Genomic DNA, 26,444 nt, shown 5'->3' on the forward strand with positions numbered 1-26,444 from the left:
CGTCGGACCGATCATTCCCCGGCGCGCCTGGCCGGTGGCACGCGCCCGCTCTGGTCCGGGGGTTGCTACGCTCATGCATCCCGCGAAAGGACCACGATGAAGCGACGCACATTCCTCGCGGCCGGCGCGGCGACCCTGGCGGCCCCGGTCGTCGGCCGGGCCCAGGACGCCCGGGTCCTGCGCATGGTGCCGCAGGCGAACGTGACGTCCATCGACCCGATCTGGACGACGGCGATCGTGACGCGCAACCACGCCTACGTCGTCTACGACACGCTGTTCGGCCTCGACGCCGACCTGCAGCCCCGCCCGCAGATGGCGGCCGGGCACCGGGTCGAGGAGGACGGGCGGCGGGTGACGATCATCCTGCGCGAGGGCCTGCGCTTCCACGACGGCACCCCGGTCCTGGCGCGGGACTGCGTCGCCAGCATCCGGCGCTGGGCCGCGCGGAACGGCTTCGGCCAGGTGCTGATGGCGGCGACCGACGACCTGAGCCCCGACGGCGATACGCGCCTCGTGTTCCGGCTCAAGACGCCGTTCCCGCTGCTCCCGAACGCGCTGGCGAGCGTGAGCCAGCCCCCCTTCATCATGCCCGAGCGGATTGCGCGCACCGACCCGTTCAAGCAGATCACGGACGCCACCGGCTCCGGCCCGTTCCGCTGGAAGGCTGACGAGTTCAACTCGGGCAGCCTGATGGTCTACGAGCGGCACGCCGGCTACGTGCCCGCCCCCGGGGCGCCGAGCCTGACCGCCGGCGGCAAGGTCGCCCATTTCGATCGGATCGAGTGGCGGATCATCGCCGACGGCGCCACCGCGGCGGCCGCGCTGCAGAACGGCGAGATCGACTGGTACGAGCAGCCGCCGCCCGAACTTCAGCAGCTGCTGGCCCGCAACCGGGACATCGTCGTGGAGGGGCTCGACCGCCTCACCAATCCCGCGATCCTGCGGATGAACCACCTGCACCCGCCCTTCGACGACGTCGCGGTGCGCCGGGCCTTGCTGCCGGCCATCGTCCAGGGCGACTTCATGGCGGCGGTCGCGGGCGACGATCCGGCCAACTACAACGACCGGTGCGGGATCTTCACCCCGGGCACGCCGATGGCGACGGAGGCCGGTCTGGAGGCGCTGACCGGTCCGCGCAGCCTGGACAAGGCCCGGGCCCTGCTGAAATCCGCGGGCTATAACGGTGCGAAGGTCCGGCTGATCGGCCCGACCGACATCCTGGCGCCCTCGGCGATCACCCAGGTGGCGGCCGATCTCCTGCCCCGGATCGGCTTCACCGTGGAGACGGCGCTCAGCGACTGGGGCACCGTGATCCAGCGCCGGGTCTCGCGCGAGCCCGTCGACAGGGGCGGCTGGTCGGTGCTGCTGACCACGTTCTCGTCCTTCGACAATGCCGACCCGGCCGCGCTCCAGCCGCTCCGGGCCAACGGCGCCAATGCCTGGTTCGGCTGGCCCTCGATCCCGAAGCTGGAGGCGCTGCGCACCGCCTGGTTCGCCGCCCCCGACGAGGCGGCGCGCCGGGCACTCTGCGCCGACATGCAGCGCGTCGCCCTCGACGAGGTGGTCTACGTGCCGGTCGGCTCCTACCGGTCGATGACCGCGCACCGGCGCAATCTCGCCGGCCGCGTCGTGGGCTTTCCGATCCTCTGGAACCTCCGGAAGGCGTGAGCGGCGTTCCGAAATCCGGCGGGACGCGGCCGTGTCTGTGCTGCGCCGACATGTCGTCCGGCCAGGTCTTTGACGGCTCGCGGGTCCTGCCGCACACTCGCCGGCACGGTCCGGTCATCGCCCCGCGGACGACCGAGGCTCGACCCCCACCCTGTCCGGGAGGAGCCCATGCGCGCTGAGATCCCGCTCGATGAACCGGCCGCCGCCGGGCGCGCGGACGGATGCTCGCTCCCGGCGCGCGCCGCCCTCGTCCTGCTGACGGCCCTGGCGCTGCTCGGGGCCTGGACGGTGTCTCGGAGCCCGGTGACGCCCGTCGATCCCGATCTGGTGCGGGTGATCCGATTCATGGCGGCGCTCAAGGGCGGGTTCGCGTTGGTGGCCCTGGCGGCCTGCTTCTGGCGCCTCGCCCGGCCCGCCGGCCCCTGGCGGACCGCGGTCTACGTCGCCGGTCCGCCCTCCATGGCCGCGGGGGCGCTCGTGCTGGGCGCGCTTCACAGCCCCGCGATCGCCGCGGGCGCCCTGCATCTCGGCCTGCTCGCGGTGGTGGCGGCCGCCCTGACCGATCCCGATTTCCTGCCCGATTCGCTCCGGCGCGGGCGGGGACGTGCCCGCGCCCCGATCCGGTCCGCGCGGGGCGGTATGGCCGGCCGGTGACGGCGGGACGCGCGGGGCCCGGCTGATCGCGACGTCCCTGCGACCCGCCGGGCTCCGCGATTCCCAGTTCGGGTTTGGGATCATCGCCCGGTCCACCGGCATGGCAGTCTAGAGCCGCCATGCCCCTCCCGCCCCCTGCGGGCCACGGTACCCACACCCTCGGTTCGGGAAGGCACGACAGGCCCCGCTCCCGTGCGGGAGAGGGGAGACCCACGCACCGTCCTGCGCCCGTGTTGCCCGGTTTGTGAATCCGCTCGGTGTGAACAGCGCGCCCGGGCCAATCCGAGTCTGGCTGCGGGGCGGTTCAGGCGGCCGCCTCGAAGGGCTGCACGAGGACCCGCCGTCCGGTCAGATCGTGGACGCTGACGCGCCACTCGGACCAGTCGGTCCGGTTCGCCAGCGTGTGCCGCACGTCGGCCGCGACCCGGCGCGCCCGGGCGGTCAGGCGCGCGGCGGCGCGGATCTCGGTGCCCCGGGCGTCGAACACGCATTCGAGGCCGTTGGTGCAGTGGAACCGGTAGCGTGCCATCCCTCGCGCCTCCCGACCGCCCCGCGCGGCCCTCACCTTGAGTTCACTATATGTTCTGATTTGGCCGGGATCCAGCCCGGTCGAAGCGTCGCAGCCGGCCCGGATCGAACCGCGATCCGGGATCGCCTGCGGCCCGTCGAGGAACAGGAACCCGCCGCCCGCGCTTTCCGGCGGACAGTTTCGCCGTGCATCCCGGGACGCCGCATGACCCGCCCCTCACTCCTTGCCCTCCTGCTGGTGGCCGGCCTGGCGACGCCCGGCCGTGCCGCGGAGGCGCCGGCCGCCGGCGATGCCCTCCAGCCGATGATCCAGTCGGACAGCCTCGTCTTCAACGGCGTCACCCGGTCCCGGGACGGCCGGGTGTTCTCGCCGTTCCAGCGCCAGACCAAGGACACGGGGATCGAGCTCGGCGAGTGGCGGGACGGCAAGGCCGTGGCCTATCCCGACGCGGGCTGGAACGCCTGGAAGGCCGGGGACGACCCGGCCAAGGCGTTCGTGGCGGTCAACGCCATCCGGATCGGGCCGGACGGCGACCTCTGGGTGGTCGACAAGGGCGCCCCCGGCATGGGCGAGGCGCCGCTCCCGGGCGGCCCCAAGCTCGTGCAGATCGACCTCGCCACGAACGCCGTGCGCAAGGTCTACCCCCTGCAGGCGGCGACCACCGACAGGAGCTTCATCGACGATTTCCGCTTCAACGGCCGCCACGTCTACCTGACCGATGCCGGGCAGCCCGGGCTGATCGTCCTCGACCTCGACACCGGATCCCTGCGGCGGGTGCTCGACGGGCATTGGTCGACGATCGCGCAGCGTCCGCTCACCGGCCAGGGCCGGGTGCTCCGGGACGACAAGGGCAAGCTGCTCTTCATCCACGCCGACCAGCTCGAGGTCTCGCCGGACGGCCAGACCTTCTACTATCAGGCTTGCACGGGCCCGCTCTACAGCATCCCGACCCGCGACCTCGACGACGCCACCCTGAGCGACGCCGAGCGCGCCAAGCACGTGCGGCTCCACGCCGCCACCGTGGCGACGGGGGGCACCGCGATCGACGCGGCCGGCACTATCTACGCGAGCGACACCGACGGCCTGCGCATCCTGAAGATCGCCCCGGACGGGTCGATGAGCACGCTCGTGCAGGATCCGCGGCTGGTCTGGGTCGACGCGCTCTGGATCGACGAGCAGGGCGGCCTGTGGATCCCGGCGGCGCAGATGAACCGGACCCCGGCGATGAACGGCGGCGAGGCCTCGGCGGTGAAGTTCCCGACGACGATCTACCGGATGCAGATCGACGCCAAGCCGCTGCGCAACTGAGCGCGGCCGCGGGGGCCGCGACGGAAGGATGGAAGGGTACGATCATGGCGGCACTCCACGTCTCCTGGCTGGCGCGGACCCTCCTGGTCGCCGCCCTCGTCGGGCCTGCAGCGCCGGTGCGGGCCGGTGACGGCCTCGTCGTTCAGGAGACCCGCCTCCACACGCCCCCGGATTCCCACGAGCCACAGCGGGCCCTGGTCGAGGTGCGGAACGCGGGACCGGACCCGGTGACGAACGCGAGCGTCCTCTGCACCTTCACGGGGGCGGGCGGGACAGTCCTCGCCACGCAAACGGCCGCCGTGCCGGCGATCGCCGGCGGCGCCGCCGGGCAGGCCGAGGCGATCTATTACGGCTGGCCCCGGGCCGGCGCGGCCGCCTGCCGCCTCGCCGGGCCGCGCTGAGGTGTGAGGTCGAACGGCTTGGCCTTGGCGATGTCCGCCCGGGGTGGGACACAGGCCCTCTGTTTCCGACCCGTAACAGCTCGTGATGCCGACGCGCCCCATTCTCGAAAGCGGGCGAACAGGGCAGCCCCCCCAAGGGATGGCTCCGAACGACCGTGACCGACCCCGCCGAGGCAGGAAATCCTGCTCGGCCGTCGGAGAGGCCGAGGTTACGTCTTGTCCGGCTCGGTCGTGGGAGCGGCAAGGGCGCCGATGCCGTTGCCCAGCTCCAATCCCGTATGAGGCGGGACTCCGCTCGGCAATACGGGAGCGGCCGCGAGGTCCTCTTGCCCCTCGGCGAGGCCGGCTTCCACCTCCTGGATGAGGTCCGCGAACACGTACGGCTTGCTGAGCAGGCGTGTGCCCGGCGGCAGTTCGCGCTGAAGATCCGCCCCGGCGCCCGAGGTGACGATGATGCGAACACCGGGCCAACGGTGGTGAACGAGATGGGCGAGGGCAACGCCGTCGCCTACGATGCCCCGTCCCGTAATCAGCACGCGCACCGGGGTCGGTCCTTCGAGCACCGCCAGCGCCTCGGCGGCCGTGCGGACCTCGATGGTTTGAAAGCCGACATCCTCCAGCATATCAACTGTCACCATACGGACGAGCTGGTCAGCCTCCGCGATGAGGACAGCGAGAGGCCTGCGGTCAGCGATCACTGGGTTTGCTCCTGATCTCAGCCTTACGTTCGTCAGGGCGAGGCGCTGCAGAGCGCTCCGGCATGGCGAGGTAGCCGCTCCAGAGACATTGAAACCGCCGACCTTGCTACCGCACCGCGGGCAAAGCGCCTAATCGGGCTGCACCCGGAACCCCTCGTGCCACCCTCCGGATCGCCGCGTGGCGGCGGCCAATATCCGATGTGCCAATGCCGCGCCAAGGTCCGGACCGGCGGAAAACCGCCCGTTCCGGTCATTCGACGCGGCCCCACCCAGCGCCCGCAAGCGGACCCGCCGAGGGTCCGTTGCGGGCCGCACCCCGCCACGCACGCCGAGCCGGCCGGGTCCCGCCCGAGGCCCGCACCCGTTCCCGAGGCTGCGCTCCAAACCACACCGGCTCCGGACCAGATCGGCGGCCCCGGAAAGGTGCGGCCCGCTGTGGCGCCCCGGGCCGGTTTCCGGCAGAAGGCGCCGACGCATCCCCATCCCTCCCGGAGGCCGATTCCCAACCGTGACCGCCCCCTTCGCCACCCCCGACGAGCTCGGCCGCGCCCGGCGCGCGTGGGCCGGTCCGCGCGCCCGCGCGCGGATCGGGACCTGAGCATGGGCGAGGCCGGGACCGAGGACCTCCTGCGGCGCGCCCGCGCGCTGGAGGAGGAGGCCGCCGCGCTCCGCGCCCGGGCCGGCATGGCCGCCCGGGGGGACGCACCGGGCGCGGCGGCGCGGGCGTGGCTGCAGCGGGCGATCTTCGACGGGACCACCCGGCTCGCGGTCGTCGCCGCCGACCGCGACGGGCACGTCACCGCGTGGAACGCGGGGGCGGAGCGCCTCCTCGGCTGGACCGCGGCGGCGATGCGGGGTCGGCCGATCGCCGACCTGTTCACCCCCGAGGACCGGGCGGCGGGCCATCCGGAGACCGGGATGCGCATGGCCCTGGATCGGGGCCGTGCCGAGGACACGGGCTGGCGCCTGCGTGCCGACGGCGCGCGCCTCTGGGTCGCCAGCGAGACGATGCCCCTGCGGGACGATGCGGGCGACCCCGCCGGCTTCGTGCAGATCCTCCAGGACCGCACGGATCTGCGCGAGGCCGGGCAGGCCCTGCGCGCCAGCGAGGAGCGCTACCGGACGCTGTTCGAGGCCATTGACGACGGCTTCTGCGTCATCACCTTCCTCGACGGCCCGCACGGGCCGCTGAGCGACTACGTCCACGTCGAGGCCAATCCGGGCTACGAGCGCCATACCGGCATCGCCGGCATCGTCGGGCGGACGCTGCGCGGCCTCGTCCCGGCTGACGACGCGGAGGCCTGGCTCGACCTCTACGGCGGCGTGCTCCGCACCGGCGTCCCGATCCGCTTCGAGCGCTACTTCGCGCTCGTGGACCGCACCATCGAGGTCTCGGCGGTGCGCATCGAGCCGCCGAGCCGGCGCCAGGTCTCGGTGCTGTTCCGGGACATCACGGCGCGCCGGCAGGCGGAGGACGCCCTGCGCGCCAGCGAGGCTTTGGCCCGGACCAATGTCGAGCGCGTCCAGCTCGCCCTAGCGGCGGGCGCGATCATCGGCACGTGGCTGTGGGACCTGCCGAACGACCGCTTCACCGTGGACGAGGCCTTCGCGACGAGTTTCGGCCTCGACCCGGTCCTCGGGCGCGAGGGCCTGAGTCTGGCCCAGGTGGTGGAGACCGTCCACCCGGACGACAGGGCCGGCCTCGCCGCGGCGATCGAGGCCGCCATCGCCCGGGGCGGGGCCTACGCGCACCAGTACCGGGTCCGCCGCGCCGACGGGCGCTATTACTGGCTGGAGGCCAACGGCCGCGTCGACCACGGCCCGGACGGGACGCCGCTCAGCTTCCCGGGCGTCCTCCTCGACGTGGACGAGCGCCGGGCCGTCGAGGCGGAGCGGGACCGCGTCACCGCGGCCCTGCGCAGCCTCAACGAGACCCTGGAGCAGCGCGTCGCCGTGCGGACCGCCGAGCTGATGCGGGCCGAGGAGGCGCTCCGGCAATCGCAGAAGATGGAGGCCGTCGGGCAATTGACCGGCGGGCTCGCCCACGACTTCAACAACATGCTGGCCGGGGTCGTCGGCTCGCTGGAGCTGATGCAGACCCGGATGCTCCAGGGCCGGGTCGGCGACCTCGACCGCTACATCGGCGCGGCGCAGGGGGCGGCCCGGCGCGCCGCCGCCCTGACCCACCGGCTGCTGGCCTTCTCGCGCCGCCAGACCCTCGACCCGAAGCCGACCGACGTGAACCGCCTGGTCGAGGGCATGATGGAGCTCGTGCGCCGCACGGTCGGCCCCGCGGTGACGATCGAGGCGGTGGGCGCGGGCGGCCTGTGGCCGACGCTGGTCGATCCGAGCCAGCTCGAGAACGCCCTGCTCAACCTCTGCCTCAACGCCCGGGACGCCCTGCCGGAGGGCGGGCGGATCGTCATCGAGACCGCCAACCGCTGGCTCGACCACCGGGCCGGGCAGGAGCGCGAGCTGGAGCCCGGGCAGTACGTGACGCTCTGCGTCTCGGACAACGGCACCGGCATGACCGCGGACGTGGTCGCCAAGGCGTTCGACCCGTTCTTCACCACCAAGCCGATCGGCGAGGGCACCGGGCTCGGCCTGTCGATGATCTACGGCTTCGCCAAGCAGTCGGGCGGGCAGGTGCGGATCTACTCGGAATTCGGCCAGGGCACGATGGTCTGCCTGTACCTGCCGCGCCATCTCGGCGAGACGGAGGGCGAGACCATCCTGCCCGACCTCGCCCACGCGCCGCGGGCCGAGCAGGGCGAGACGGTCCTCGTGGTGGACGACGAGCCGACCGTGCGGATGCTGGTCACCGAGGTGCTGGAGGATCTCGGCTACGCGGCGATCGAGGCGGCGGACGGCGCCTCGGGCCTGAAGGTGCTCCAGTCCGACGTGCGCATCGACATGCTGATCACCGATGTCGGCCTGCCCGGCGGCATGAACGGACGCCAGATGGCCGACGCCGCGCGCGAGACCCGGCCGGACCTCAAGGTGCTGTTCATCACCGGCTACGCCGAGAACGCCGCCCTCAACCACGGCCATCTCGGCCCCGGCATGCAGGTGATGACCAAGCCCTTCGCCCTGGAGGCGCTCGCCACGCGGATCCGGGGGATCATCGCGGGCGAGGGCTGAGGCCGGGGACGGGGCCCTGCGGGCCGGCGCGGCCCCGGTCATTGCCACGGGGAACCGTGGCGCTCATGACGGCGGCGGCGCCCCGCCGCCCGGGGCGCGAACCGGATGGCGCCGCCATCCTCGGAATCACGGACCGGGGGGACGTCCGGCCCGGATGCGACGTGCCGAACCGATCGGAGGCGACGGAGGATCTGCCGTGCACACGCAGGACATCCCGACCGAACTCAGGCGCTATATCGAGGACGCGCACATCGCCCTGGCCCTGGCCGCGGCCGGCGGCGACACGCCGCTGCTGCTGGTGAACGAACCCTTCCGCCAGCTGACAGGCTACGCGGACGTGGACGTCGTCGGGCGCAACTGCCGCCTCCTGCAGCGCGACACCGAGAACCGCGAGGCCCGGGCCAGGATCCAGGCCTTCCTGCAGGACGAAAGGCTGGGCGCGGTGCGCACGCCGATCGTCAATGTCCGCAAGGACGGCCGGCCGTTCGTCAATCTGCTGTCCCTGTCCAAGCTGAAGGCGCTGTCGGGCGAGGTCCGCTTTCTTCTCGCCTCCCAATTCGACGTCAGCCGCTCGCAGCCCGCGCTGCTGTCCGCCTACGAGACCGCGCTGAGCCGGACCGTGTCCCGGCTGAACCCGACGCTGGCCGAGAGCGGCATCGTGATCGAGGGGTCCCTGACGACGATCGCGAACACGGTCGCCACCGTCGCGCAGGCCAAGCTCACCCTCGCGGATCTCGAGGCGCCCGGATGTCCGTGACGAGACCGGGGCCGGAGACCCGGAGGTCCTGGGCGGCGCGGGGCGTCACGGTTCCCGCGCAGGATCGCGCGCCCCGCCCGGGCGCTCGGCGGGGGGCTTGAGGAGCATCGCCACGACCGCGTCCGGCAGCGCGCCGGCCGGCCCGTCCTTCCGGGGCATGCCGGCCACGAAGGGCACGAGCTGCCGGCGGGCGACCTCCAGGACGCGGCGCAGGTCCGCCACGGGCTCCGCGTGCTCGTCGACGCGCAGGTCGAGGAGCGGATAATCCTCGCCGGCCACGATCCTGGAGCCGCGTCGCCGACTGCTTGCCGCGCCGGTCGCCGCCGGCGGCATCGCCGGCCTCCAGGGCGCGCATCAGCCGCTCGTCGAGATCGGCTGCGGCGGCGTCCGCGAAGGCCCGCGCCATGGCGTCGAGCACCCCCGGCCCGGCGAGCATGTTGCCCTGCACGGCATAATCGGCGCCGGTGCGGTGGCCGGCCGCCGCCGTGCAGCCGGCCCCGGTCCAGGCCGCGCCGGTGCCGTGCGCGTCGACCAGCCCGAGCTGGCGCAGGTCCGGCCGGTCGTCGGTGGCGAGGGCCGCCGCCAGGGCCGCGTCCGGGGCCTGGCCCAAGGCGAGCCGGTCGAGGATGCGGGCGGCGAGGTAGGGGTTCACCCAGGATTGCGTGGTGACGGCCCCGATCCCGGCCCTGAGATACGGGCACAGCCCGCCCACAGCCGGGACGGCGCTCGCCACCGCGACGCCGAGCTGCCCGGTCCGCGGGCAGCGGGCGGCGATGGAGAAGGTGTTGAGTTCCATCGTGCCTCACACCGCCAGGTGGTCGATGACCCGGGCGCGCGCCTCCGGCGCCCCGGCCGGGCCGCTGTCGACGATCTCGCCGCGCTTGAGCACCGCGTAGCGGTCGGCCAGCCCCAGCGCGAAGGCGACGTGCTGCTCCACCACCAGCATGGACACGCCCGAATCCCGCTCGGCCTGGAGCACGCCGCGCAGGCGCTCGACCATCGAGGGCTGCACGCCCTCGGAGATCTCGTCGATCAGGAGGAGGCGCGGGCGCAGCATCAGGGCGCGCCCGAGGATCAGCATCTTCTGCTCGCCCCCCGAGAGGGTGCCGGCCCGCTGGGCGAGGCGGTCCTTCAGGAAGGGGAAATGGCCGAACAGCCGCTCCAGCGCCTCGGGCAGCATCCGGTCGGAGGGCACCGCGAGGCGCAGGTTGTCGCGGATCGACAGGTCCTGGAACAGGGGCTGCTCCTGGGGGGCGTAGCCGACGCCGAGTGCCACCAGCTTGGCGGGCGTGAGCCCCGCGAGCGCTTGGCCGCCGATCGTGATCCCGCCGCCGCGCAGGGCGACCATCCCCAGGACGGTCTTGAGCAGCGTGGTCTTGCCCATGCCGTTCTTGCCGAGCAGGGCGACGATCTCGCCCGGACGCACCGCCAGCGAGACATCCTTCACGATGGAGACGGCGCCGTAGCCGCTCGATACGTTCTCCAGGGCGAGGGCCGCCGTCGCCGGCTCGCTCCGCCGCGCCGCCTCAGCCATGGGCGCCTCCCGCATAGATGGTCCGGACCAGTTCGGAGCCGACGACGTCTTCCACCGTGCCGTCGAGGACGAGCCGGCCCTGGTGCAGCACCACGATGCGGGAGGAGATCTCGCGCACGAAGTCGAGGTCGTGCTCGACCAGCACGGCGGCGATCCGGCCCCCGGCGGTCAGCGCCTTGAGCACGGTCCCGATGGTGGTGCGCTCGGCCTTGGTCAGGCCGGCGGTGGGCTCGTCCAGCAGGATCAAGCGCGGCTCCAGCGCCACCACCATGGCGAGTTCGAGCGCCTGCTTCTGGCCGTGGGACAGGAGCCGCGTCGGCCGGGTCAGCAGGCGGTCGAGGCCGGTCATCCGCAGGACGTCGAGGGCCGGCTGCGGCAGGCCCAGCGTCTCGGCCTGCCCGACCGGGCTCAGGCCGTCATGCGGCGCCCGGGCGAGCCGGAGGCACTCGGCCACCGACAGGCTCTCGAACACGCTCGCCACCTGGAACTTGCGCCCGACCCCGAGGCCGACGATGCGGTTCGGCGTCAGGCCGGTGGTCGGGATGCCGCCGATCGCGATGGCGCCGGTGAAGGGTTCGGTGCCGTCGCTGAGGCAGCGCATCAGCGTGGTCTTGCCGGCGCCGTTGGGGCCGACGAGGCTGACGAGTTCGCCCGCGCGGATCTCCAGGTCGATGGCCTCCAGCACGGTGAGGCTGCCATAGGCCTTGGCGAGGCCCGCGACCTTGAGGATCGGGGGACCGGCCGCCGCCGCGCCGGTCTCGGCGGCCCGGGCGACGAGGCGCGGCGGCACGGGCTCCTGCCGGCCCAAGGGCAGCGCCCGCCACAGGCGGCCGACGAGGTCGGCGAGCCCGCCCGGCAGCAGGATGATGATGACCACGAAGGCCGTGCCCAGGAGGAGCTGCCAGAGGAACGGCAGATCCCCCGAGAGGTTCGCCGCGAGGTAGTCGATGGCGATGGTGCCCAGCACCGGGCCGAGCAGCGTGCCGCGCCCGCCGAGCGCCACCCAGATCACCAGCTCGGTCCCGAACAGGAAGCCGGCATTCTCCGGGGCGACCACCCCCGACGCGTTGGCGAACAGGAAGCCCGCGAGCCCGGCCACGGCGGCGAGCGCCGCGGTCAGCCGGATCTGCAGGCGGCGCGGGTTGAGGCCGAGATAGGCGCAGCGCGCCTCGTTGTCCCGGAGCGCCACGAGGGCGCGCCCGGCATCGGCCCGGACCAGGATCCAGGCCGCCAGGGTGACGGCGATCAGGACCAGGGCGGCGAGGCGGAAATAGCCCTCGATCTCCAGGGGCAGCACGTCGAAGCCGACGAGGCCGCTGCTGGAGCCGGTCCATTCGCCCCCCGAGTAGATGAGCTGCGTCACCACGATCGGGACGACCAGGGAGATCACCGAGGCGTAGAGCGGGGTCGAGCGGTGGTAGAAGGACAGCCACCCCACCGCGAGGCCGAGCAGGGCCGGGGCGGCGAGCGCCGCCGCGAGCGCCGCGGCGATCCCCAGCGGCGTCGCCCCGTAGGCGGCGAGGATCATCGCCGTCGCGTAGGCGCCGACGCCGAAGAAGGCGGCCTGCCCGAAGGTCAGGATCCCGGCGAAGCCCCAGAGCAGGTCCACCGTGACGGCCAGCACCGCGTAGATCATCGAGCGGGTCAGGACGTTGACCGCGAAGGTGTCGAGGACGCGCGGCGCGATCCAGAGCGCCAGGGCCGCCAGGATCGCGGCCACGAAGGGCGCTGCGCGGGACAGGCGCCGGCGCGGGGCCGCGGCGTCGCGCCGGGCGACGGGGACGCTCTCAAGCACGGGAGAATCCTTTCGGGCTGATCCGCAGCACCAGGGCGGCGAGCACCGCGACGGCGATGCTGCCCAGGATCGGGCTCACGAAGGTGCTGATCAGGACCTGCGCGGCGCCGAAGACCAGGCAGGCCGCCGCCAGGGCGAGGTAGGAGGCGTCGGCGACCATCACCAGCATGAAGGCGCCGATCAGCCAGGAGACGCCCATGTTCGGATCGACGCTGGTGAGCGGCGTCAGCAGGACGCCCGCCAGCGCCGCGAAGCCGGCGCCGATCATGAACACCACGAGGCGCACCCGGCCGGTGTCGATGCCGAGGCTGCGGGCGAGCGTCTCGTTCATGATCACCGCCCGGGCCGAGAGCCCGAGCCGCGTCCGCTCGATGGTGAGCGCGAACAGGAGGCCGATGGCCAGCGCGATACCCAGCGCCACGAGGCGGTAGGCGGAATAGTCGACGCCGAGGATCGTCACGGTCCCCGCGAGCAGGTTCGGGGTGAGCTGCACGTCGCGGCCGAAGCCCAGGGTGATGAGCTGGCCGACCACGATGCCGAGGCCCCAGGTCGCCAGGATCGCGTCCAGGGGCCGCCGGTAGAGCGGCCGGATGATGATCTGCTCGGCGAAGCCGCCGAGGACGGCCCCGACCACGAAGGCCAGGGGCAGCGCCGCCCAGGGGTTGAGCCCGAGCCGGGCGGTCACCACCGCGCAATAGGCCCCGACCGTCAGCCACGCCCCGTGGGCGAAGTTGATGATCTTCAGGACGCCGAAGATCGCCAGCAGGCCGATCGCGACGATGAACAGGATCGCCGCGGTGGTCAGGATGTCGAGGGTGAGCAGCATCGGGGCGTTCCGGGTGGGCGGGATCGGCAAGGGACGCGGCGAGCGCCGCTGCGCCCCCTCCCCCCTCTGCGGGGGAGGGTGGCCCCTGCGTCAGCAGGGGTCGGGAGAGGGGAGCCCGGGTTCGGGAAAGGGCGCGACTTTCAGGAGGGGCAGGGCTTCATTTTGCACCGTCGCTCCCCTCTCCCGACCCCCTTTCGGGGGCCACCCTCCCCCACAGAGGGGGGAGGGAGACGCGCGGTGCTCTTCGGCGAGGGCGATGCGCGGCTTCCTCAGCCCCCGTCCCCTCACGGCAGCTTCGGGCATTGCGCGCCGGGATCGACATCCTTGAAGGTGCCGGCGACCTTCACCGTGCCATCGGCCTGGATCTGGCCGAGATACATGGTCAGCGGCGCGTGGTGCTGCTTGCTCATGGTGATCGTGCCCCGCGGCCCGGTGAAGCTCACCGTCGGCAGCGCCTCCAGCACCTTGGCGGTCTCGGTGCCGCCGGCCTTCTCGACGGCGGCCTTGTAGAGGTAGATCGCCTCGTATTCCGGCACCGAGAGGTCGTTGGGCGTGCGCAATTCGGCGCCGAACTTCTTCTTCATGGCGGCCAGGAAGGCCTTGTTCTCCGGGCTGTCGATCCCGGTGACGTAGGAGGCCGAGAGGTAGACCCCCTCCGCGTCGGCGCCCATGCTCTTGGCGGTGCCCTCGTCCAGGGCGAGGTTGGCGAAGGGCAGCGCCACGCCCGCCCCGCGCAGCTGCTTGGTCAGCGTCACGTTCGGCGCGCCCCCGGCCGTGGAGGTGATCAGCGCGTCGGGCTTGGCCTCCTTCAGCTTGGAGACGATCGCGGTCCAGTCGCTGCCGTCCATCGGCAGGTATTCCTCGCCGAGGACCTTGCCGCCGGTCTTCTCGACGTAGCTCCGGGTGAAGCCCAGCATGCCGCGGCCGAAGGCGTAGTCGCTGCCGATCAGGAAATAGGTCTTGGCGCCCTTCGCCTTGAAGGCGTCGACCACCGGCGGCACCTGCTGCTCCGGCACCCAGGCATCGACGAACAGGTTCCTGTTGCAGGAATGCCCCTCGTAGAACGAGGTGTAGAGGAACGGCACCTTCCCCTTGGTGACGGCGGGCAGGCCGGCATTGCGGGCCGCGCTCGTCTCCATGGAGATCAGGACGTCGACCTTCTTCTGGTAGATCAGCCCGTCAAAAGCCTTCTGGGCGCCGGCGGCCCCGGAGGCGTCGTCGGCCACCTCCAGGGCGAGCTTGCGGCCGAGCACGCCGCCCTTGGCGTTGATCTCCTCGACCGCGAGTTCGGCCGACTGCACCACCGAGGGCGCCACGACGCTGTTGGCCCCCGAGAGGCCGACGGGCACGCCGATGACGATCGGCTTGCCGTCGGCGGCCCGCGCGGCCGGGGCGGCGAGGACGAGCGCGGCGGCGCCGAGGAGGGACCATTTCACCATGAACGAACTCCTTGGGAGGGTAAGGGATCGCGGCTCAGCCGTAGATGTCGGTGCGGCGGTCGCGCAGGAGGGAATTGAACGCGTTCAGGTTCTTGCGGCCGGCCGCGTCGAGGTCGACGAGGGCCGAGAGCGTTTCGGTCCGGTCGCGGCTCGCCGGACCGGCCAGCGGCCAGCCCTTGGGCCCGATGATCAGGCTCTGGCCCTCGAAGGGCTGGCCGCGCTCGATCCCGACCCGGTCGGCGCAGGCGATGAAGATCCCGTTCGAATGGGCGGCGGCCCGGTGCAGGGTGTTGGCCATGGCGGCCTCGCCCGCGGGCTGGTCGGGCATCGGCACCCAGTTGGTGGGGATGCAGACGATCTCGGCGCCGCCCAGCGCCAGCTGCCGGAAGGTCTCGGGGAACCAGCCGTCGTAGCAGATCGCGACGCCGACATTGCCGAGCGCGGTGGCGAAGACCGGGAAGCCGAGGTCGCCCTTGGCGAAGAACACGTTCTCCCGGTCCCAGAGATGGGCCTTGCGATAGGTGCCGATATAGCCCTCCGGCCCGACGACCACGGCGGCGTTGTACAGGACGTCGCCCGCGGCCTCGGCGATCCCGGCGACGATGTGCACGCCGAGTTCGGCGGCGAGCGCCGCCCAGGCCCGGGTGGTCGGGCCGTCCGGCACCGGCTCGGCGAGGGAGCGCGCCTCGGCCTCGGATTCGAACACGTAGCCGGTGCTGGCGAGTTCCGGCAGGACGATCAGCCGGCTGCCCCCGGCGGCGGCGGCGCGGACGAGATCCGACGCGCCGGCGATATTGGCCGCGACCGCGCCGATCCGCGGCTCGAACTGGATGCAGGACACCCGTATCGGCGGGCGCGCGGGACCGTTCGCTTGGATCATGAAAGCTCCAAAACGCAAAAAGCCCCTGGACGCGGACGGATCATCCGCGAACCAGAGGCTCCAAAGCCGAGATGTGGTGCAGCAATCCTGCTGCGGGGCACCCTTGCCCGGTCGAACGATACGCCCCGAGACACGGACCGCAAGACTATAATTGCGTCACGCTGCTGCGATCAGGTCTTGTCCGCCAACGCGATGCGCAGACCGAGACCGCTCATCGCCTCGTGGGCCGTCACCACGCCCTCGGCGACGCTCGCCATCGGCACCCGGGACGCGGTCGCCCGGTCCCGGAGCATCCGGTAGGCGGCGTCCTCGTCGATCCGGTTGAGCTCCACGAGGAGCCGGACCGCCTTCTCGACGGTGCGGCGGCCCTTCATGGTCTCCTCGAGCCGGTTGATCTTGCTGGTGAGCCGCCCCTCGTAGCCGCGCCGGTAGCGGGCGAGGGCGAACTGGGTGAGCACGCCCCGCGGGTGGAGCGGCTTGTTCAGCACGCCGTGGGCGTTGACGTCGGCGATGGCCTTCAGGGAGGTCGGGCTCTCGTAGGCCACGATGGCGATGACGGCGGGCTCGATCGCCTCGATCGACGGCAGCAGGTGCATCACCTGGGCGTCGTCGAGCTGGATGAACAGGGTGTCGATGTCGCCCGGCAGGGCGGCGGGGGGCGGCCAGGCCAGCGAGACCGCGCAGCCCAGGCGCCGGAGCTGCTCCAGGAGCGCGGCGCCCTCCTCGTCCCGGGGATGGATCACGAGGGCGCGGGCCCGCCTCAGGTCGTCCAGGATCTTGCGGGCGGAGGCGGTCACGCGGCGACACCCTCCTCCAGCCCGTTCGTCTCGAACCGGGACCACGCCAGGTAGGGATCGGGCCGCACCGGCCGGCGCGCCCGCCAGACCACGTCGAACTGCCCGTCGGCGCGGGCGACGCCGATGCCGGGGGTCAGCCAGAGGTGCCGGGTCTCGCCGTCGAAGGCGAGTTCGCCCTCCGGCGCCGCGAGGCGCTGGCGCAGGGCCGCGGCGCCGAGGCGCTCGGCGTCGAGGGTGCCGGCCTCCGCGAGCGCCCGGGCGAAGAGGTAGACCTGCGCGTAGGCGGTCTCCGACCACATGCTGGTCGGCCGCCCGGGCCCGAACCGGGCCTGGAAGGCGGCCACGAAGCGCCGGTTCTCCTCGCCCGCCAGGGCGGCGAAGTATGAAGCCGCCAGGACATGGCCGGTGCAGAGCTCGGGGCCGATCACCCGGATCTGGCCCTCCGCCAGGGTCAGGCTGGCGATCGGGCAGCGGGCGCGGTCGAGGCCGGACCCGGCATAGGCCCGGTAGAGCCGCTCGGCGCCGCGCCCGACCACGGTGGAGAACACCGCGTCCGGCCCGGCGTGGCGGATCTCGGCGATCATCGCCGCGTGGGCCGCATCGTCCCCGTCGAGGGGCGCGTAGCGCTCGCCCACGATCGTCCCGCCCTTGGCCTCGATCAGGTCGCGCATCACACGGTTCGACTCGCGCGGGTAGATGTAGTCCGACCCGATCAGGAAGATCCGCGGGCCGTGCGCCTGCAGGAGATAGTCGGCCAGGGCGAAGACGTTCTGGTTGAGGGTCGCGCCGGTATAGATGATGTTCTCCGAGTATTCGAAGCCCTCGTAGATCGACGGGTACCAGAGCAGGCCGTTGTGCCGCTCCACGGTGGAGAGCACCGACTTGCGGCTCGCCGAGAGCGAGCAGCCGAACACCACCTCGACCCCGTCCTCGCCGAGCATGCGCCGGGCCAGCACGCGGTAGGCCGCGTTGTCGCCGGCCGGGTCGTAGCAGACCGGTTCGATCGGGCGCCCGAGCACGCCGCCGGCCGTGTTGATCTCCTCGATCGCCAGGGCGGTGCCGAGGAAGTGCTCGGTCTCGGTGACGCCGCTGACCCCGCTGCGGGAGAACAGGACGCCGACCCGCCACGCCGCCTCATCCCTGCCCGCCATGGTTCCTCCCGATCGGCGCCGGCCGCGCGGCCGACCCGTCCTACCCGACGAACCCCGCGGGGTGAAAGCCGACGGGGGCGCCGCCGGACGGGGGGCACCGCCGCCGATCCGGACGGCGGTCCCCGACCGGCCGGGCGATCCCGGTCACGCGGCCTCCTCCCCCGGGCCGCCCCGGCGCACCGGCCTGCTGACGAACCGGGAGCCGGCGAGCAGGAACCGCCAGGGGGTGCCGGCCCCGCGGGTGATCCCGATCCGCCGGTCGCTCACCACCGCGACCGGCCGGGTGCGGGGCTCGAACCGGAACGGCGGTCGTCCGAGGGGCGCCCCGTCGAGCAGGCCGGTGACGCCGAGCGCCTGGCAGAGGCGGCCGGGCCCGGCGCAGAGGAGCCGCGCCTCGCGCTCGCCCTTGCTCTCGCCATTGCCCTGGCCCCGGCGCTCCGCCATGGCGGCCAGACCCTCCGTCGGCTCGATGGCCCGGAGCAGCACCGCGCTGCCGGGCGCGCAGACGAGGTTCAGGCACCAGTGCAGCCCGTAGGAGCGATACACGTAGGCGTGTGCGGGCGGACCGAACATGCTGGCGTTGCGCCGGGTGGGACCGTTGAAGCTGTGGGAGGCCGGGTCGGTCCGGTCGTAGGCCTCCGTCTCGACGATGCGGCCCCCCGCCCCGTCGACGAAGAGGTGCGCGCCGATCAGGTCCGCCGCCACCGCGGCGGCCGGTCGGGCGAAGTCGAAATCCAGCATCGGGTCCCCGGGTCCGGCAGGCGCCATCCGGCACGGGCAACGCACAGCCGGCCCTTCGGGCTGGCCCGATCCGACCGATCCCGTCACCCGCGACGGGCCGCGACCGCGCGCAGTGCCCGCGGACATCGACGCCGTGTTCCACCGGCGAAGCGAAATAAATCGGACGCGGTGGAAGTCTTGCTGGTACGAAGGTCGGCGAATTGCGGGCCCGCGGCCGATCCCATCGGACCTCCCAGCATGACGCGCACAGCCTCGGTCGCGACGCTGCGATCCGCCGACGGGAACGCCGAGGGGCGGCCGGCCGCGGCCGCCGCGCGGGCGTGGCGGCCCCTGACCCTGCGCCGCCTCCGGCTGGCGAGCGGTCTGGTGCTGTTCGGCTACGTGCTGAGCCACCTCGCCAACCACGCGCTCGGCAACGTCTCCCTCGCCGCCATGGAGGACGGCCTCGACCTCGTCACAGCCCTGTGGCTCAACCCCCTGGGCCTGACGCTCCTGTACGGCGCGCTGCTCGCCCATCTGCTCCTCGGGCTCCAGGCCCTCTACGCCGCCCGCTTCTTCCGCTGGCGCGCCTCCGAGATCCTGCAGCTGGTCTCCGGCCTGCTCATCCCGCCGCTGCTCGTCAGCCACATCGCCGGGACCCGGATCGCCTTCGTCACGGAGGATCTCGACAAGGGCTACGCGCAGGAACTCTACACCTTCTGGGTGGCCTCCCCGCCGCTCGGCCTGATGCAGGCGGCCGTGCTGATCGTCGCCTGGATCCACGGCTGCGCGGGCCTGCATTTCTGGCTCCGGCTGAAGCCCGGCTTCGGGCGCGCGGCGCCGGTGCTGCTGGCCCTCGCGGTCCTGGTGCCGGTGCTGGCGCTGCTGGGCTTCGTGCAGGGCGGCCGGGCGATCCTCGCCCTGGCGCAGGATCCGGCCTGGCGGGCGACGGCGCTCCAGCCCGTCCATGTCGGGCGGCCCGACCAGGTGGCGCGGCTCGCCGGCATCCGGGACGGGATGCTCCTGACCTATGCGGGGCTGGTGGCGGCGCTCGTCGCGGCGCGGGGGCTGCGGAGCCTGGCGGAGGTCACCCGCGGGACGGTCCGGCTCAGCTACCCCGACGGGCGGGTGGTCCGGGTGCCCCGGGGCACCAGCGTCCTGGAGGCCAGCCGCCGCAACCGGATCCCGCATGCCAGCGTCTGCGGCGGCCGCGGCCGGTGCTCAACCTGCCGGATCCGGGTGACGGACGGCAGCGACGGCGCGCCGGACCCCGGCCGGGCCGAGCGGGCCGTCCTGGAGCGGATCGCCGCCGGGCCGGGGGTGCGCCTCGCCTGCCAGTTCCGGCCCGAGACCGACCTCGCCGTGGTGCCGCTGCTGCCGCCGCAGCCGCGGGTGCGTCAGGCGGATCTGCTCGACCGGGCGGAATCCGGCGAGGAGCGCTTCATCGTGGCGATGTTCGTCGACCTGCGCGGCTCGACGCGGCTCGCCGAGGAGCGGCTGCCCTACGACACCGTGTTCATCATCAACCGCTTCCTCGGCGCGGTCGGGGACGCCGTGCGGGAGGCGGGCGGCTCGACCAACCAGTTCCTGGGCGACGGGCTGCTCGCCCTGTTCGGCCTGGAGACGGAGCCCGAACAGGCCGCCCGGGACGCCCTGCGGGCGGTCGACCGCATCGCTGAATCCGTCGCCACCCTGAACCGGCTGCTGGCGGCCGACCTGGAACACACCCTGCGGTACGGGATCGGCGTGCATGCCGGCCCGGCGATCGTCGGGGAGATGGGGGACGCCACCGATGCCCGCTTCACGGCGCTCGGCGACACCGTCAACGTCGCCTCGCGCCTGCAGGGGCTGACCAAGGGCCTCGGCTGCGTGGCGGTCGTGTCGGAGGCGGTGTACCGCGCGGCCAGCCTCGCCCCCGAGACGATCCGCGACGTCGCGGTGGACGGCCGCTCCGAGGCCGTGCGGGTCAACGTGCTCGGGCGCCGGTAAGGCCTCGCGGGGGCCGAGCGCCGCTGGTGCCGAGCGAAACGGCTCCGACGGTACGTCCGGAGGGCATAGCCGAACGGCGTTTCGGCCGGCCCGCCACGCCCTCCGGCCCGGGCCGCAACGCTTCCGCAACAGGGAATCGTGTGATAGCAGATCTTGCATCATACCCAATGTTTAACTGGCTAAAAGCGAAATCACATCCTCAAATTTCCATCACAAATGAAAAAGATATCTCGATTAATCGATCAAAAATAAAATCGACGCCGGAATACGGCAAGTGCACCGACGATTGATCACTATCGAGGGGCGGAAAATGTTTGCAAAGCGTCGGGACACGTCGGAACTGCTCGCGCTGCTCCAGGTCCATTCCGGGGTCGGCCTGTGGGACGCGATCCTGCACAACGGTGATCCCGCGCATCCCAAGAGCCGCTGGACGTGGAGCGCCGAATTCCGCCGGCTGGTCGGCTACAAATCGGAGGCGGAGTATCCGAACACGATGGAGTCCTGGTCGAGCCGCCTGCATCCCGACGATGCCGGCCCGACCTTCGCGGCCTTCGGTGCCGCGCTCAAGAACGTCACGAACCGGGGCGCGTACGACGTCAAGTACCGGCTGCGGATGCCCGACGGCACGTATCGCTGGTTCCGCGCGACGGGCGGCGTCGCGTTCGATCGGGCCGGCGTCGCGCAGCGGGCCTGCGGCTCCCTCGTCGACATCCATGCCGAGGTCGAGGCGCTTCACTCCAGCACGCTGCGCTCGCGGCAGCTCGAGGCGCTGATCGCCGAGTTCGATGCGAACGCGTCGTCGGTGGTCGCCGCCCTGTCGGCGGCGGCGGCGGAGATGGAGGCCGTCGCGCGTCGGATGACGGGCTTCGCCGAGCAGGACACGCAGCGCACCGGCGAGGTCGCGAAGGCGGCCACGCAGACGTCGGACAACGTCGGCATCGTCGCATCGGCGGCCGAGCAGCTCGGGTCGTCCGTCTCGGAGATCGGCCAGCAGGTCGACGGCTCCGCGCGGCTCGCCCGCACCGCGGTGACGGAGGCCGAGCAGGCGACGGGCCTGATCACGGACCTCGATGCGGCCGCCTCGAAGATCGGGACCGTCATCGCGGTGATCTCGTCGATCGCCAGCCAGACGAACCTGCTGGCGCTCAATGCCACGATCGAGGCGGCGCGGGCCGGCGAGGCCGGCCGGGGCTTCTCGGTCGTCGCCGCGGAGGTGAAGGAGCTGGCGGGCCAGACCACCAAGGCCACGGAGGAGATCACCACGCAGATCAGCCAGATGCAGGCGGCCACGCAGCGCGTGGTGGCGGCGATCGGCGGCGTCGCCGGCCGCATCCGGGAGATCGACACGACCACGACCTCGATCGCCGCCGCCGTGGAGGAGCAACAGGCCGCCACGCAGGAGATCGTCCGCACGATCGGACAGGCCGCCTCGAGCACCGGGGACGTCACGCACAATATCGGGCAGATCGCGTCGAACGCGGGCGCGCGCGGTTCGGCCGCCGACGGGGTCCTGAACGCGGCGCTGCAGCTGTCGACCCATGCCGAGCGTCTCGGCACCGCCGTCCACGACTTCCTCGGGCGGATTCGGGCCGCCTGAAGCCGATCGGGACCGGCGCCGGATCGCGCCGATCAGGGCCGTCGCGCGGGCGCCACCCGGAGGCGCGGCGCCAGGGCCAGCATGAGCGGCACCGCGGCCAGAGCCGTCGCGGCCGCCGCGACCGCCGCCCAGTGCGGCCCGGCCGCGTCGCCGAGCCGCCCGTAGAGCAGCGGCGCCGCCAGCGCGCTGCCGCCGAGGGTCCAGGTGTAGAACACCGCGAAGGCCCGCTCGACGCGGCCCCCCGGGGCCAGTTCCGGCACGGTCCCGTAGAGCACCGACGAGGTGCCGTTCAGCATCACGCCCAGGACCGGGAGCAGGAGCAGCACGGGGGCGAGCGGCAGCGCGATTACCGCCAGGATCGTCAGGGCGGTCCCGGTCTCGGTGAGGATCACGGTGCGGGTCACGCCCAGGCGCGCCCCGACGCGTCCGCAGATCGCCTTGCCGAGGGCACCGCCGACGAAAACCAGGGCGAGCGCGAGGCCCACCGTGGTCAGCGCCGCGCCCTTCTCCTGCATCAGGAACGGCAGGTAGATCAGGAAGGCCGGGCGCGCGGCGTTGTCGAGCATGCCGATGGCGACCAGCAGCCTGAAGCCGCCGCCGCCGGCCGCCCCGGAATCGGCGGGCACGGCCGTCCGGACGGCCGTGCCGGGCGCGGGACCGCGTGAGGCCGGATCACGTGGCAGCAGGCGCACGACGGCGAGCGCCACCACCACCCCCGCGGCGGCGACCGCCCAGAGCGCGTGCCGCCAGCCCGACTGGGTCAGCAGGATCCCGACCAGGGGCGGAACCGCCGCCTTCCCGAGATCGCCGGTGAAATTGTAGGTGCCCAGCGGCCCCCGCGCCCCAGGGCCGTAGGCCCGGGCGATCACCGCCGAGGCCAGGGGGTGCTGGGTGCTGCTGCCGGCACCGCCGAGCAGCAATCCGGCGCCGAGGCCGACTAGGCCGCCCGAGGCACCCGCGACGGCGTAGCCCCCGGCGCTAAGCAGGGTGCCGAGCGCCAGGACGGTCCGCGCCCCGAGGGACTGGGCGAGGCGGCTCGCCGGCATCTGCAGCGCCGCCAGCGCGCCGTTGTAGAGGGAGCGCAGCAGCGCGAGGGCGGCGTAGTCGAGGCCGAACTCCGCCTGCCAGACCGGCAGCAGCACGTAGATGAGATCCGTGTAGCCGTCGTGCAGGGCGTGGTTGAGCCCCGTGACCGCGAGGGTCTGGCGGGCCTCCTGCGGGCGGGCGTGATCGGGGGACGCGGTCCGGTCCGACGCGAAGGACATCCTGTCACCATCCGTGCTGGCGTCGCAGGATGGCCGCCTGGTTCGCGCCTGACAAACGACTTATGCTGACGCTCGCGTGAGGAAACCTGACCTGTGCATCGCCGCCTGCCGCCGCTCAACGCCGTGAAGGCCTTCGAGGCCGCCGCCCGCCACGGCAGCTTCACCCGCGCGGCGGACGAGCTGCACGTCACCCACGGGGCGGTGAGCCGGCAGGTGCAGATGCTCGAGGCCTGGCTGGGGCTGCCGCTCTTCGAGCGCCACAACCGGCGCGTCGTCCTCACCGAGGCCGGCACCGCCTACGCCGCCGAGATCGGCGCCGCCCTCGACCGGATCGCCCTCGCCACCGCCCGGCAGGCGGAGCGGGGCCGCCCGCGCCTGCTGCACGTCAACGCGCTGGCGACCTTCACCCTGCGCTGGCTGATCCCGCGCCTGTCCGGGTTCCAGCGGGCCAACCCGGCGATCGAGGTACGACTGACCACTTCCAACGTGCCCCTGGCGCAGCTGACGGACCCGTTCGACGTGGCGATCCGGGGCGGCCCGGACGCGCGCCCGGGCCACGTCGCCGAGCCGTTCCTCTCGGAGCGGCGCATCCCCGTCTGCAGCCCGGCACTGCTGCGGCGCCTCCCCCTCGCGACGCCGGAACAGCTCGCCCGGCACACGCTCCTGCACGCGGCGACGCTGCCGCGGGTCTGGCCGGACTGGCTGCGGGCGGCGGGGGTGCCGGACCTGGAGCCCCAGGCCTCGGTGACGCTGGAGCATTTCTACCTGACGCTCCAGGCCGCCCTCGACGGGCTCGGGGTCGCCATGGGTCCCGAGCGCCTGATCGCCGACGACGTGGCGGCCGGCCGTCTGACCCTGCCCTTCGCCGGCCCGGCGCTGCCGGCGCGGAGCTACTACACCTACGTCCCGGAGCCCCGGGCGGAGGATCCGGCGGTCCGGGCCTTCTGCGGGTGGCTCGCCGAAGCGGCCCGGCGGCCATGAGGGTCGTCCTCGCGCGCGCAGCGAAGCGACCCGGAGCGGCGGCGAATCCGGCGTGGCGCGCCGGCGCGTCCCGGCGCATGGTGGCGCTCGGAACGCCCCCGACCACGTCCGGGTTGGCGTGAGACGCCGCTGCCAGAGGTGACCGCATGGCGCGCAAGCGTCTCCGCCCGACGATCGACAGCCTGATCGAATCCCTGGGGCGGCTCGGCCTGTCGCCGGACGCCGTCGATCTCGACCGGCTGCTCGCCCATCTCGAACTGCCCGACTACGGCGCGGAGGTGGAGGACGCGCGGGTCGCCGGGGCGCTGCGCGCGATGCGGGCGGCCCGGGTCTTCGCCGAGACCGGGGTCCCGGCGGTCCGGAGGGCGATTCCCGCCCTGCGGGCCGTCGTCACGAAGGACCACCGGATCACGTGGCTGATCCGGACCGAGATCCCGCTCCTCGACAACGGCCGCCTGGACCTGCGGCTCGACATCGCCCCCGACCCGGAGGCGGCCGAGATCCTCGCCCGGATGGCGGCCCGGAACGACCCGGCGCATCGCCTGGAGGCCCTGCGCGCCGCCGTGGCGCAGACCGCGCTCCAGGCGGTCCGCGCCCTGCACAAGCCCGTGGACGGGCTGCGGGCGCAGATCCTCGTCGACCTGCGCGAGGTCGGGGCGGATGCCGCCGCCTACATCGCCCATATGGACCGGTCGCTTCGGTCCCGGGTGTTCACCTACGGCCCGAAGCTCGCCCGTGCCCTGAACGACACGCTCACCCCCGTGCGCCGGCACGCCAAGGCGGTGGCCCGCGAGGGCTCGCGCCTGCGCCGCCTGCGCGATCAGGTCGGCTTCGGCGCCTATATCGAGCGGTTCACCGCCGCCCGGCGCCTCAACCGGAAAATCCTGTTCCACATGGGGCCGACCAATTCCGGCAAGACCTACGTGGCGCTCCAGCACCTGACGGCGGCGGAGACCGGCGCCTACCTCGCGCCGCTGCGGCTCCTGGCGCTGGAGAACTACGAGGCCCTGCGCGAGCGGGGCCTGCGCGCCGGCATGATCACCGGCGAGGAGGTGCTGGGCGAGCCCGATCCGACCCACACCGCCCGCACCATCGAGACCGCCGACCTGACCCGGCCGATCGACGTGGCGGTGATCGACGAGATCCAGATGCTGTCGGATCCCGACCGGGGCTGGGCCTGGAGCAACGCCCTGTTCGGCGTCGCCGCCCGGACCGTGATCGTCTGCGGCTCCGACGACGCCCTGTCGTATGTCCGCCGCGCCGCGGAGGCGGCCAACGAATCCCTGGAGGTGATCCCCTTCACCCGCAAGTCGCCGCTGCTCCTGCTGGAGGCGCCGGTGCCCCTGGAGAAGGTCGAGCCCGGCGACGCGGTCGTGGCCTTCTCCCGCCGGGCGGTGCACGAGAACCGCGAGATCCTGGTGGCCAGGGGCCACCGGGTGGCGACGATCTACGGCGCCCTGTCGCCGGAGGTCCGCCGGGCCGAGGCCGCCCGCTTCCGCGCGGGCGAGGCCGACGTGCTGGTCACCACCGACGCGATCGGCATGGGGCTCAACCTCGGGCCGCTCAAGCGGGTCGTGTTCTCGGCGGTGCGCAAGTGGGACGGGAGCGCCGAGCGGGCGCTCACCCATTCCGAGATCCGGCAGATCGCCGGCCGGGCGGGCCGCTACGGCCACCAGGATGTCGGCTACGTGGCGGCGACCGACCCCGTCGCCGTCGAGCCGATCCGGACCGCCCTGTCGGGGGCGCCCACGGCGCCGGCGGCCGACACGCGCTTCTATGTCCGCCCGGATCTCGGGGCGATCCGCTCGGTGGCCGCGGAGATGCGCACGCACAGCCTCCACGAGGTGCTGACGCATTTCGCCCGGGCGACCTTCTACGCGGGCTCGCCGTTCCAGCCCTCGGCCCTGGAGGAGGTGCTGGAGGTCGCCCGCACGGTCGACCGGGCGCGGCTGCCGATCGAGGAGAAGTTCGCCTTCTCGGTCTGCCCGATCAACCGGCGCGACGAGATCGCCATGGGCCTGCTGGAGCGCTGGTGTCAGGCGCGGGCGGGCGGCCAGACGGTGCCGGCGCTGCGGGGGAACCTCACCGGCGCCCTCGACTACCAGGAGCGGACCGTGAAGCTCGCGAGCGCCTATCTCTGGCTGTCGCGGCGCTTCCCCGAGACCTTCGACGACGTGGAGGCGATCCGGCACATGCGCGGCCGGGCCAACGACGCCATCGAGCAGCACCTGCGGGAGACCGCGACCCGCAAGGCGGAACGGCGCACCCGCCGCAGCGCCGGGGCGCGGTGACCGACGGCTGCGGCGCGCGGGGT

23 protein-coding genes are annotated in these 26,444 nt (G+C 73.0%); 11 read left to right on the forward strand and 12 right to left on the reverse strand.

Going from position 1 to position 26,444, the window contains the following annotated elements; genetic code table 11:
- Positions 1-96 precede the first annotated feature (96 nt).
- Positions 97-1,668, forward strand: a complete 1,572-nt coding sequence (locus AC3IF1_RS02015) for an ABC transporter substrate-binding protein (RefSeq protein ID WP_489215443.1) — start codon at positions 97-99, stop codon at positions 1,666-1,668.
- A gap of 168 nt (positions 1,669-1,836) precedes the next feature.
- Entirely contained in the window at positions 1,837-2,322 is a 486-nt protein-coding gene (locus AC3IF1_RS02020; protein WP_489215445.1) for a hypothetical protein, read from the forward strand.
- A gap of 304 nt (positions 2,323-2,626) precedes the next feature.
- On the opposite strand, the gene AC3IF1_RS02025 is transcribed toward AC3IF1_RS02020, so the two are convergent.
- A complete protein-coding gene (locus tag AC3IF1_RS02025; protein WP_243970142.1) occupies positions 2,627-2,851 on the reverse strand; it encodes a DUF6894 family protein in 225 nt (74 codons plus the stop codon).
- Between the two features lie 204 nt (positions 2,852-3,055).
- Here AC3IF1_RS02025 and AC3IF1_RS02030 point away from each other — a divergent pair, with 204 nt between their 5' ends.
- Positions 3,056-4,159, forward strand: a complete 1,104-nt coding sequence (locus AC3IF1_RS02030) for an SMP-30/gluconolactonase/LRE family protein (protein ID WP_243970141.1) — start codon at positions 3,056-3,058, stop codon at positions 4,157-4,159.
- Between the two features lie 44 nt (positions 4,160-4,203).
- Positions 4,204-4,560 (forward strand): hypothetical protein, encoded by a 357-nt coding sequence (locus tag AC3IF1_RS02035; protein WP_489215448.1) that lies wholly within the window; start codon positions 4,204-4,206, stop codon positions 4,558-4,560.
- 209 nt (positions 4,561-4,769) lie between these two features.
- Here AC3IF1_RS02035 and AC3IF1_RS02040 read toward each other — a convergent pair whose 3' ends face one another.
- Entirely contained in the window at positions 4,770-5,258 is a 489-nt protein-coding gene (locus AC3IF1_RS02040; RefSeq protein ID WP_243970137.1) for a response regulator, read from the reverse strand.
- Positions 5,259-5,858: 600 nt separating this feature from the next.
- Between AC3IF1_RS02040 and AC3IF1_RS02045 the strand changes: the two genes are divergently transcribed.
- Together AC3IF1_RS02045 and AC3IF1_RS02050 are read left to right on the forward strand one after the other, a co-directional pair.
- Positions 5,859-8,399 (forward strand): PAS domain S-box protein, encoded by a 2,541-nt coding sequence (locus AC3IF1_RS02045; protein WP_489215450.1) that lies wholly within the window; start codon positions 5,859-5,861, stop codon positions 8,397-8,399.
- A gap of 196 nt (positions 8,400-8,595) precedes the next feature.
- Entirely contained in the window at positions 8,596-9,156 is a 561-nt protein-coding gene (locus tag AC3IF1_RS02050; RefSeq protein WP_489215452.1) for a PAS domain-containing protein, read from the forward strand.
- On the opposite strand, the gene AC3IF1_RS02055 is transcribed toward AC3IF1_RS02050, so the two are convergent.
- From AC3IF1_RS02055 to AC3IF1_RS02095, 9 genes are all read right to left on the reverse strand, one after another.
- Positions 9,119-9,952 carry a DUF1028 domain-containing protein gene (locus AC3IF1_RS02055; RefSeq protein WP_489215454.1) on the reverse strand — a complete coding sequence of 278 codons (834 nt, stop codon included), beginning with the start codon at positions 9,950-9,952 and terminating at the stop codon, positions 9,119-9,121. The genes AC3IF1_RS02050 and AC3IF1_RS02055 overlap by 38 nt on opposite strands.
- A gap of 6 nt (positions 9,953-9,958) precedes the next feature.
- On the reverse strand, positions 9,959-10,690 hold the full coding sequence (locus tag AC3IF1_RS02060; protein ID WP_243970131.1) for an ABC transporter ATP-binding protein: 732 nt from the start codon (positions 10,688-10,690) through the stop codon (positions 9,959-9,961).
- Entirely contained in the window at positions 10,683-12,485 is a 1,803-nt protein-coding gene (locus tag AC3IF1_RS02065; RefSeq protein WP_243970129.1) for a branched-chain amino acid ABC transporter ATP-binding protein/permease, read from the reverse strand. The genes AC3IF1_RS02060 and AC3IF1_RS02065 overlap by 8 nt, the downstream gene beginning before the upstream one ends.
- Positions 12,478-13,311 carry a branched-chain amino acid ABC transporter permease gene (locus AC3IF1_RS02070; protein WP_489215457.1) on the reverse strand — a complete coding sequence of 278 codons (834 nt, stop codon included), beginning with the start codon at positions 13,309-13,311 and terminating at the stop codon, positions 12,478-12,480. The genes AC3IF1_RS02065 and AC3IF1_RS02070 overlap by 8 nt, the downstream gene beginning before the upstream one ends.
- 284 nt (positions 13,312-13,595) lie before the next feature.
- Positions 13,596-14,750, reverse strand: a complete 1,155-nt coding sequence (locus AC3IF1_RS02075; protein ID WP_489215459.1) for a substrate-binding protein — start codon at positions 14,748-14,750, stop codon at positions 13,596-13,598.
- A 34-nt stretch (positions 14,751-14,784) separates the two neighbouring features.
- Positions 14,785-15,630 carry a nitrilase family protein gene (locus AC3IF1_RS02080; protein ID WP_489215461.1) on the reverse strand — a complete coding sequence of 282 codons (846 nt, stop codon included), beginning with the start codon at positions 15,628-15,630 and terminating at the stop codon, positions 14,785-14,787.
- 170 nt (positions 15,631-15,800) lie between these two features.
- Entirely contained in the window at positions 15,801-16,427 is a 627-nt protein-coding gene (locus tag AC3IF1_RS02085) for an ANTAR domain-containing response regulator (protein WP_243970121.1), read from the reverse strand.
- The gene (locus tag AC3IF1_RS02090) at positions 16,424-17,578 is read right to left on the reverse strand and encodes a transporter substrate-binding domain-containing protein (RefSeq protein WP_489215464.1); all 1,155 of its coding nucleotides are present in this window, start codon (positions 17,576-17,578) and stop codon (positions 16,424-16,426) included. The genes AC3IF1_RS02085 and AC3IF1_RS02090 overlap by 4 nt, the downstream gene beginning before the upstream one ends.
- A 144-nt stretch (positions 17,579-17,722) precedes the next feature.
- Positions 17,723-18,319, reverse strand: a complete 597-nt coding sequence (locus tag AC3IF1_RS02095) for a DNA-3-methyladenine glycosylase (RefSeq protein ID WP_489215466.1) — start codon at positions 18,317-18,319, stop codon at positions 17,723-17,725.
- Positions 18,320-18,556: 237 nt separating this feature from the next.
- On the opposite strand from AC3IF1_RS02095, the gene AC3IF1_RS02100 reads away from it, so the two are divergent.
- From AC3IF1_RS02100 to AC3IF1_RS02110, 3 genes are read left to right on the forward strand one after another with little or no spacing between them, the layout of a single operon-like run.
- Positions 18,557-20,287: an adenylate/guanylate cyclase domain-containing protein gene (locus AC3IF1_RS02100; protein WP_489215468.1), complete on the forward strand. Its 1,731-nt coding sequence runs from the start codon at positions 18,557-18,559 to the stop codon at positions 20,285-20,287.
- A 26-nt stretch (positions 20,288-20,313) separates the two neighbouring features.
- Positions 20,314-20,577: a hypothetical protein gene (locus AC3IF1_RS02105; protein WP_489215470.1), complete on the forward strand. Its 264-nt coding sequence runs from the start codon at positions 20,314-20,316 to the stop codon at positions 20,575-20,577.
- 20 nt (positions 20,578-20,597) lie between these two features.
- Positions 20,598-21,884 (forward strand): methyl-accepting chemotaxis protein, encoded by a 1,287-nt coding sequence (locus AC3IF1_RS02110; protein ID WP_489215472.1) that lies wholly within the window; start codon positions 20,598-20,600, stop codon positions 21,882-21,884.
- A gap of 32 nt (positions 21,885-21,916) precedes the next feature.
- Here AC3IF1_RS02110 and AC3IF1_RS02115 read toward each other — a convergent pair whose 3' ends face one another.
- The gene (locus AC3IF1_RS02115; RefSeq protein WP_489215474.1) at positions 21,917-23,149 is read right to left on the reverse strand and encodes an MFS transporter; all 1,233 of its coding nucleotides are present in this window, start codon (positions 23,147-23,149) and stop codon (positions 21,917-21,919) included.
- 93 nt (positions 23,150-23,242) lie between these two features.
- Here AC3IF1_RS02115 and gcvA point away from each other — a divergent pair, with 93 nt between their 5' ends.
- Together gcvA and AC3IF1_RS02125 are read left to right on the forward strand one after the other, a co-directional pair.
- Positions 23,243-24,130 carry a transcriptional regulator GcvA gene (gene gcvA / locus AC3IF1_RS02120; protein ID WP_243970109.1) on the forward strand — a complete coding sequence of 296 codons (888 nt, stop codon included), beginning with the start codon at positions 23,243-23,245 and terminating at the stop codon, positions 24,128-24,130.
- A gap of 146 nt (positions 24,131-24,276) precedes the next feature.
- On the forward strand, positions 24,277-26,421 hold the full coding sequence (locus tag AC3IF1_RS02125) for a helicase-related protein (RefSeq protein WP_489215476.1): 2,145 nt from the start codon (positions 24,277-24,279) through the stop codon (positions 26,419-26,421).
- The last annotated feature ends 23 nt before the right edge of the window (positions 26,422-26,444 follow it).

It is taken from the genome of Methylobacterium sp. E-012, assembly GCF_057836545.1.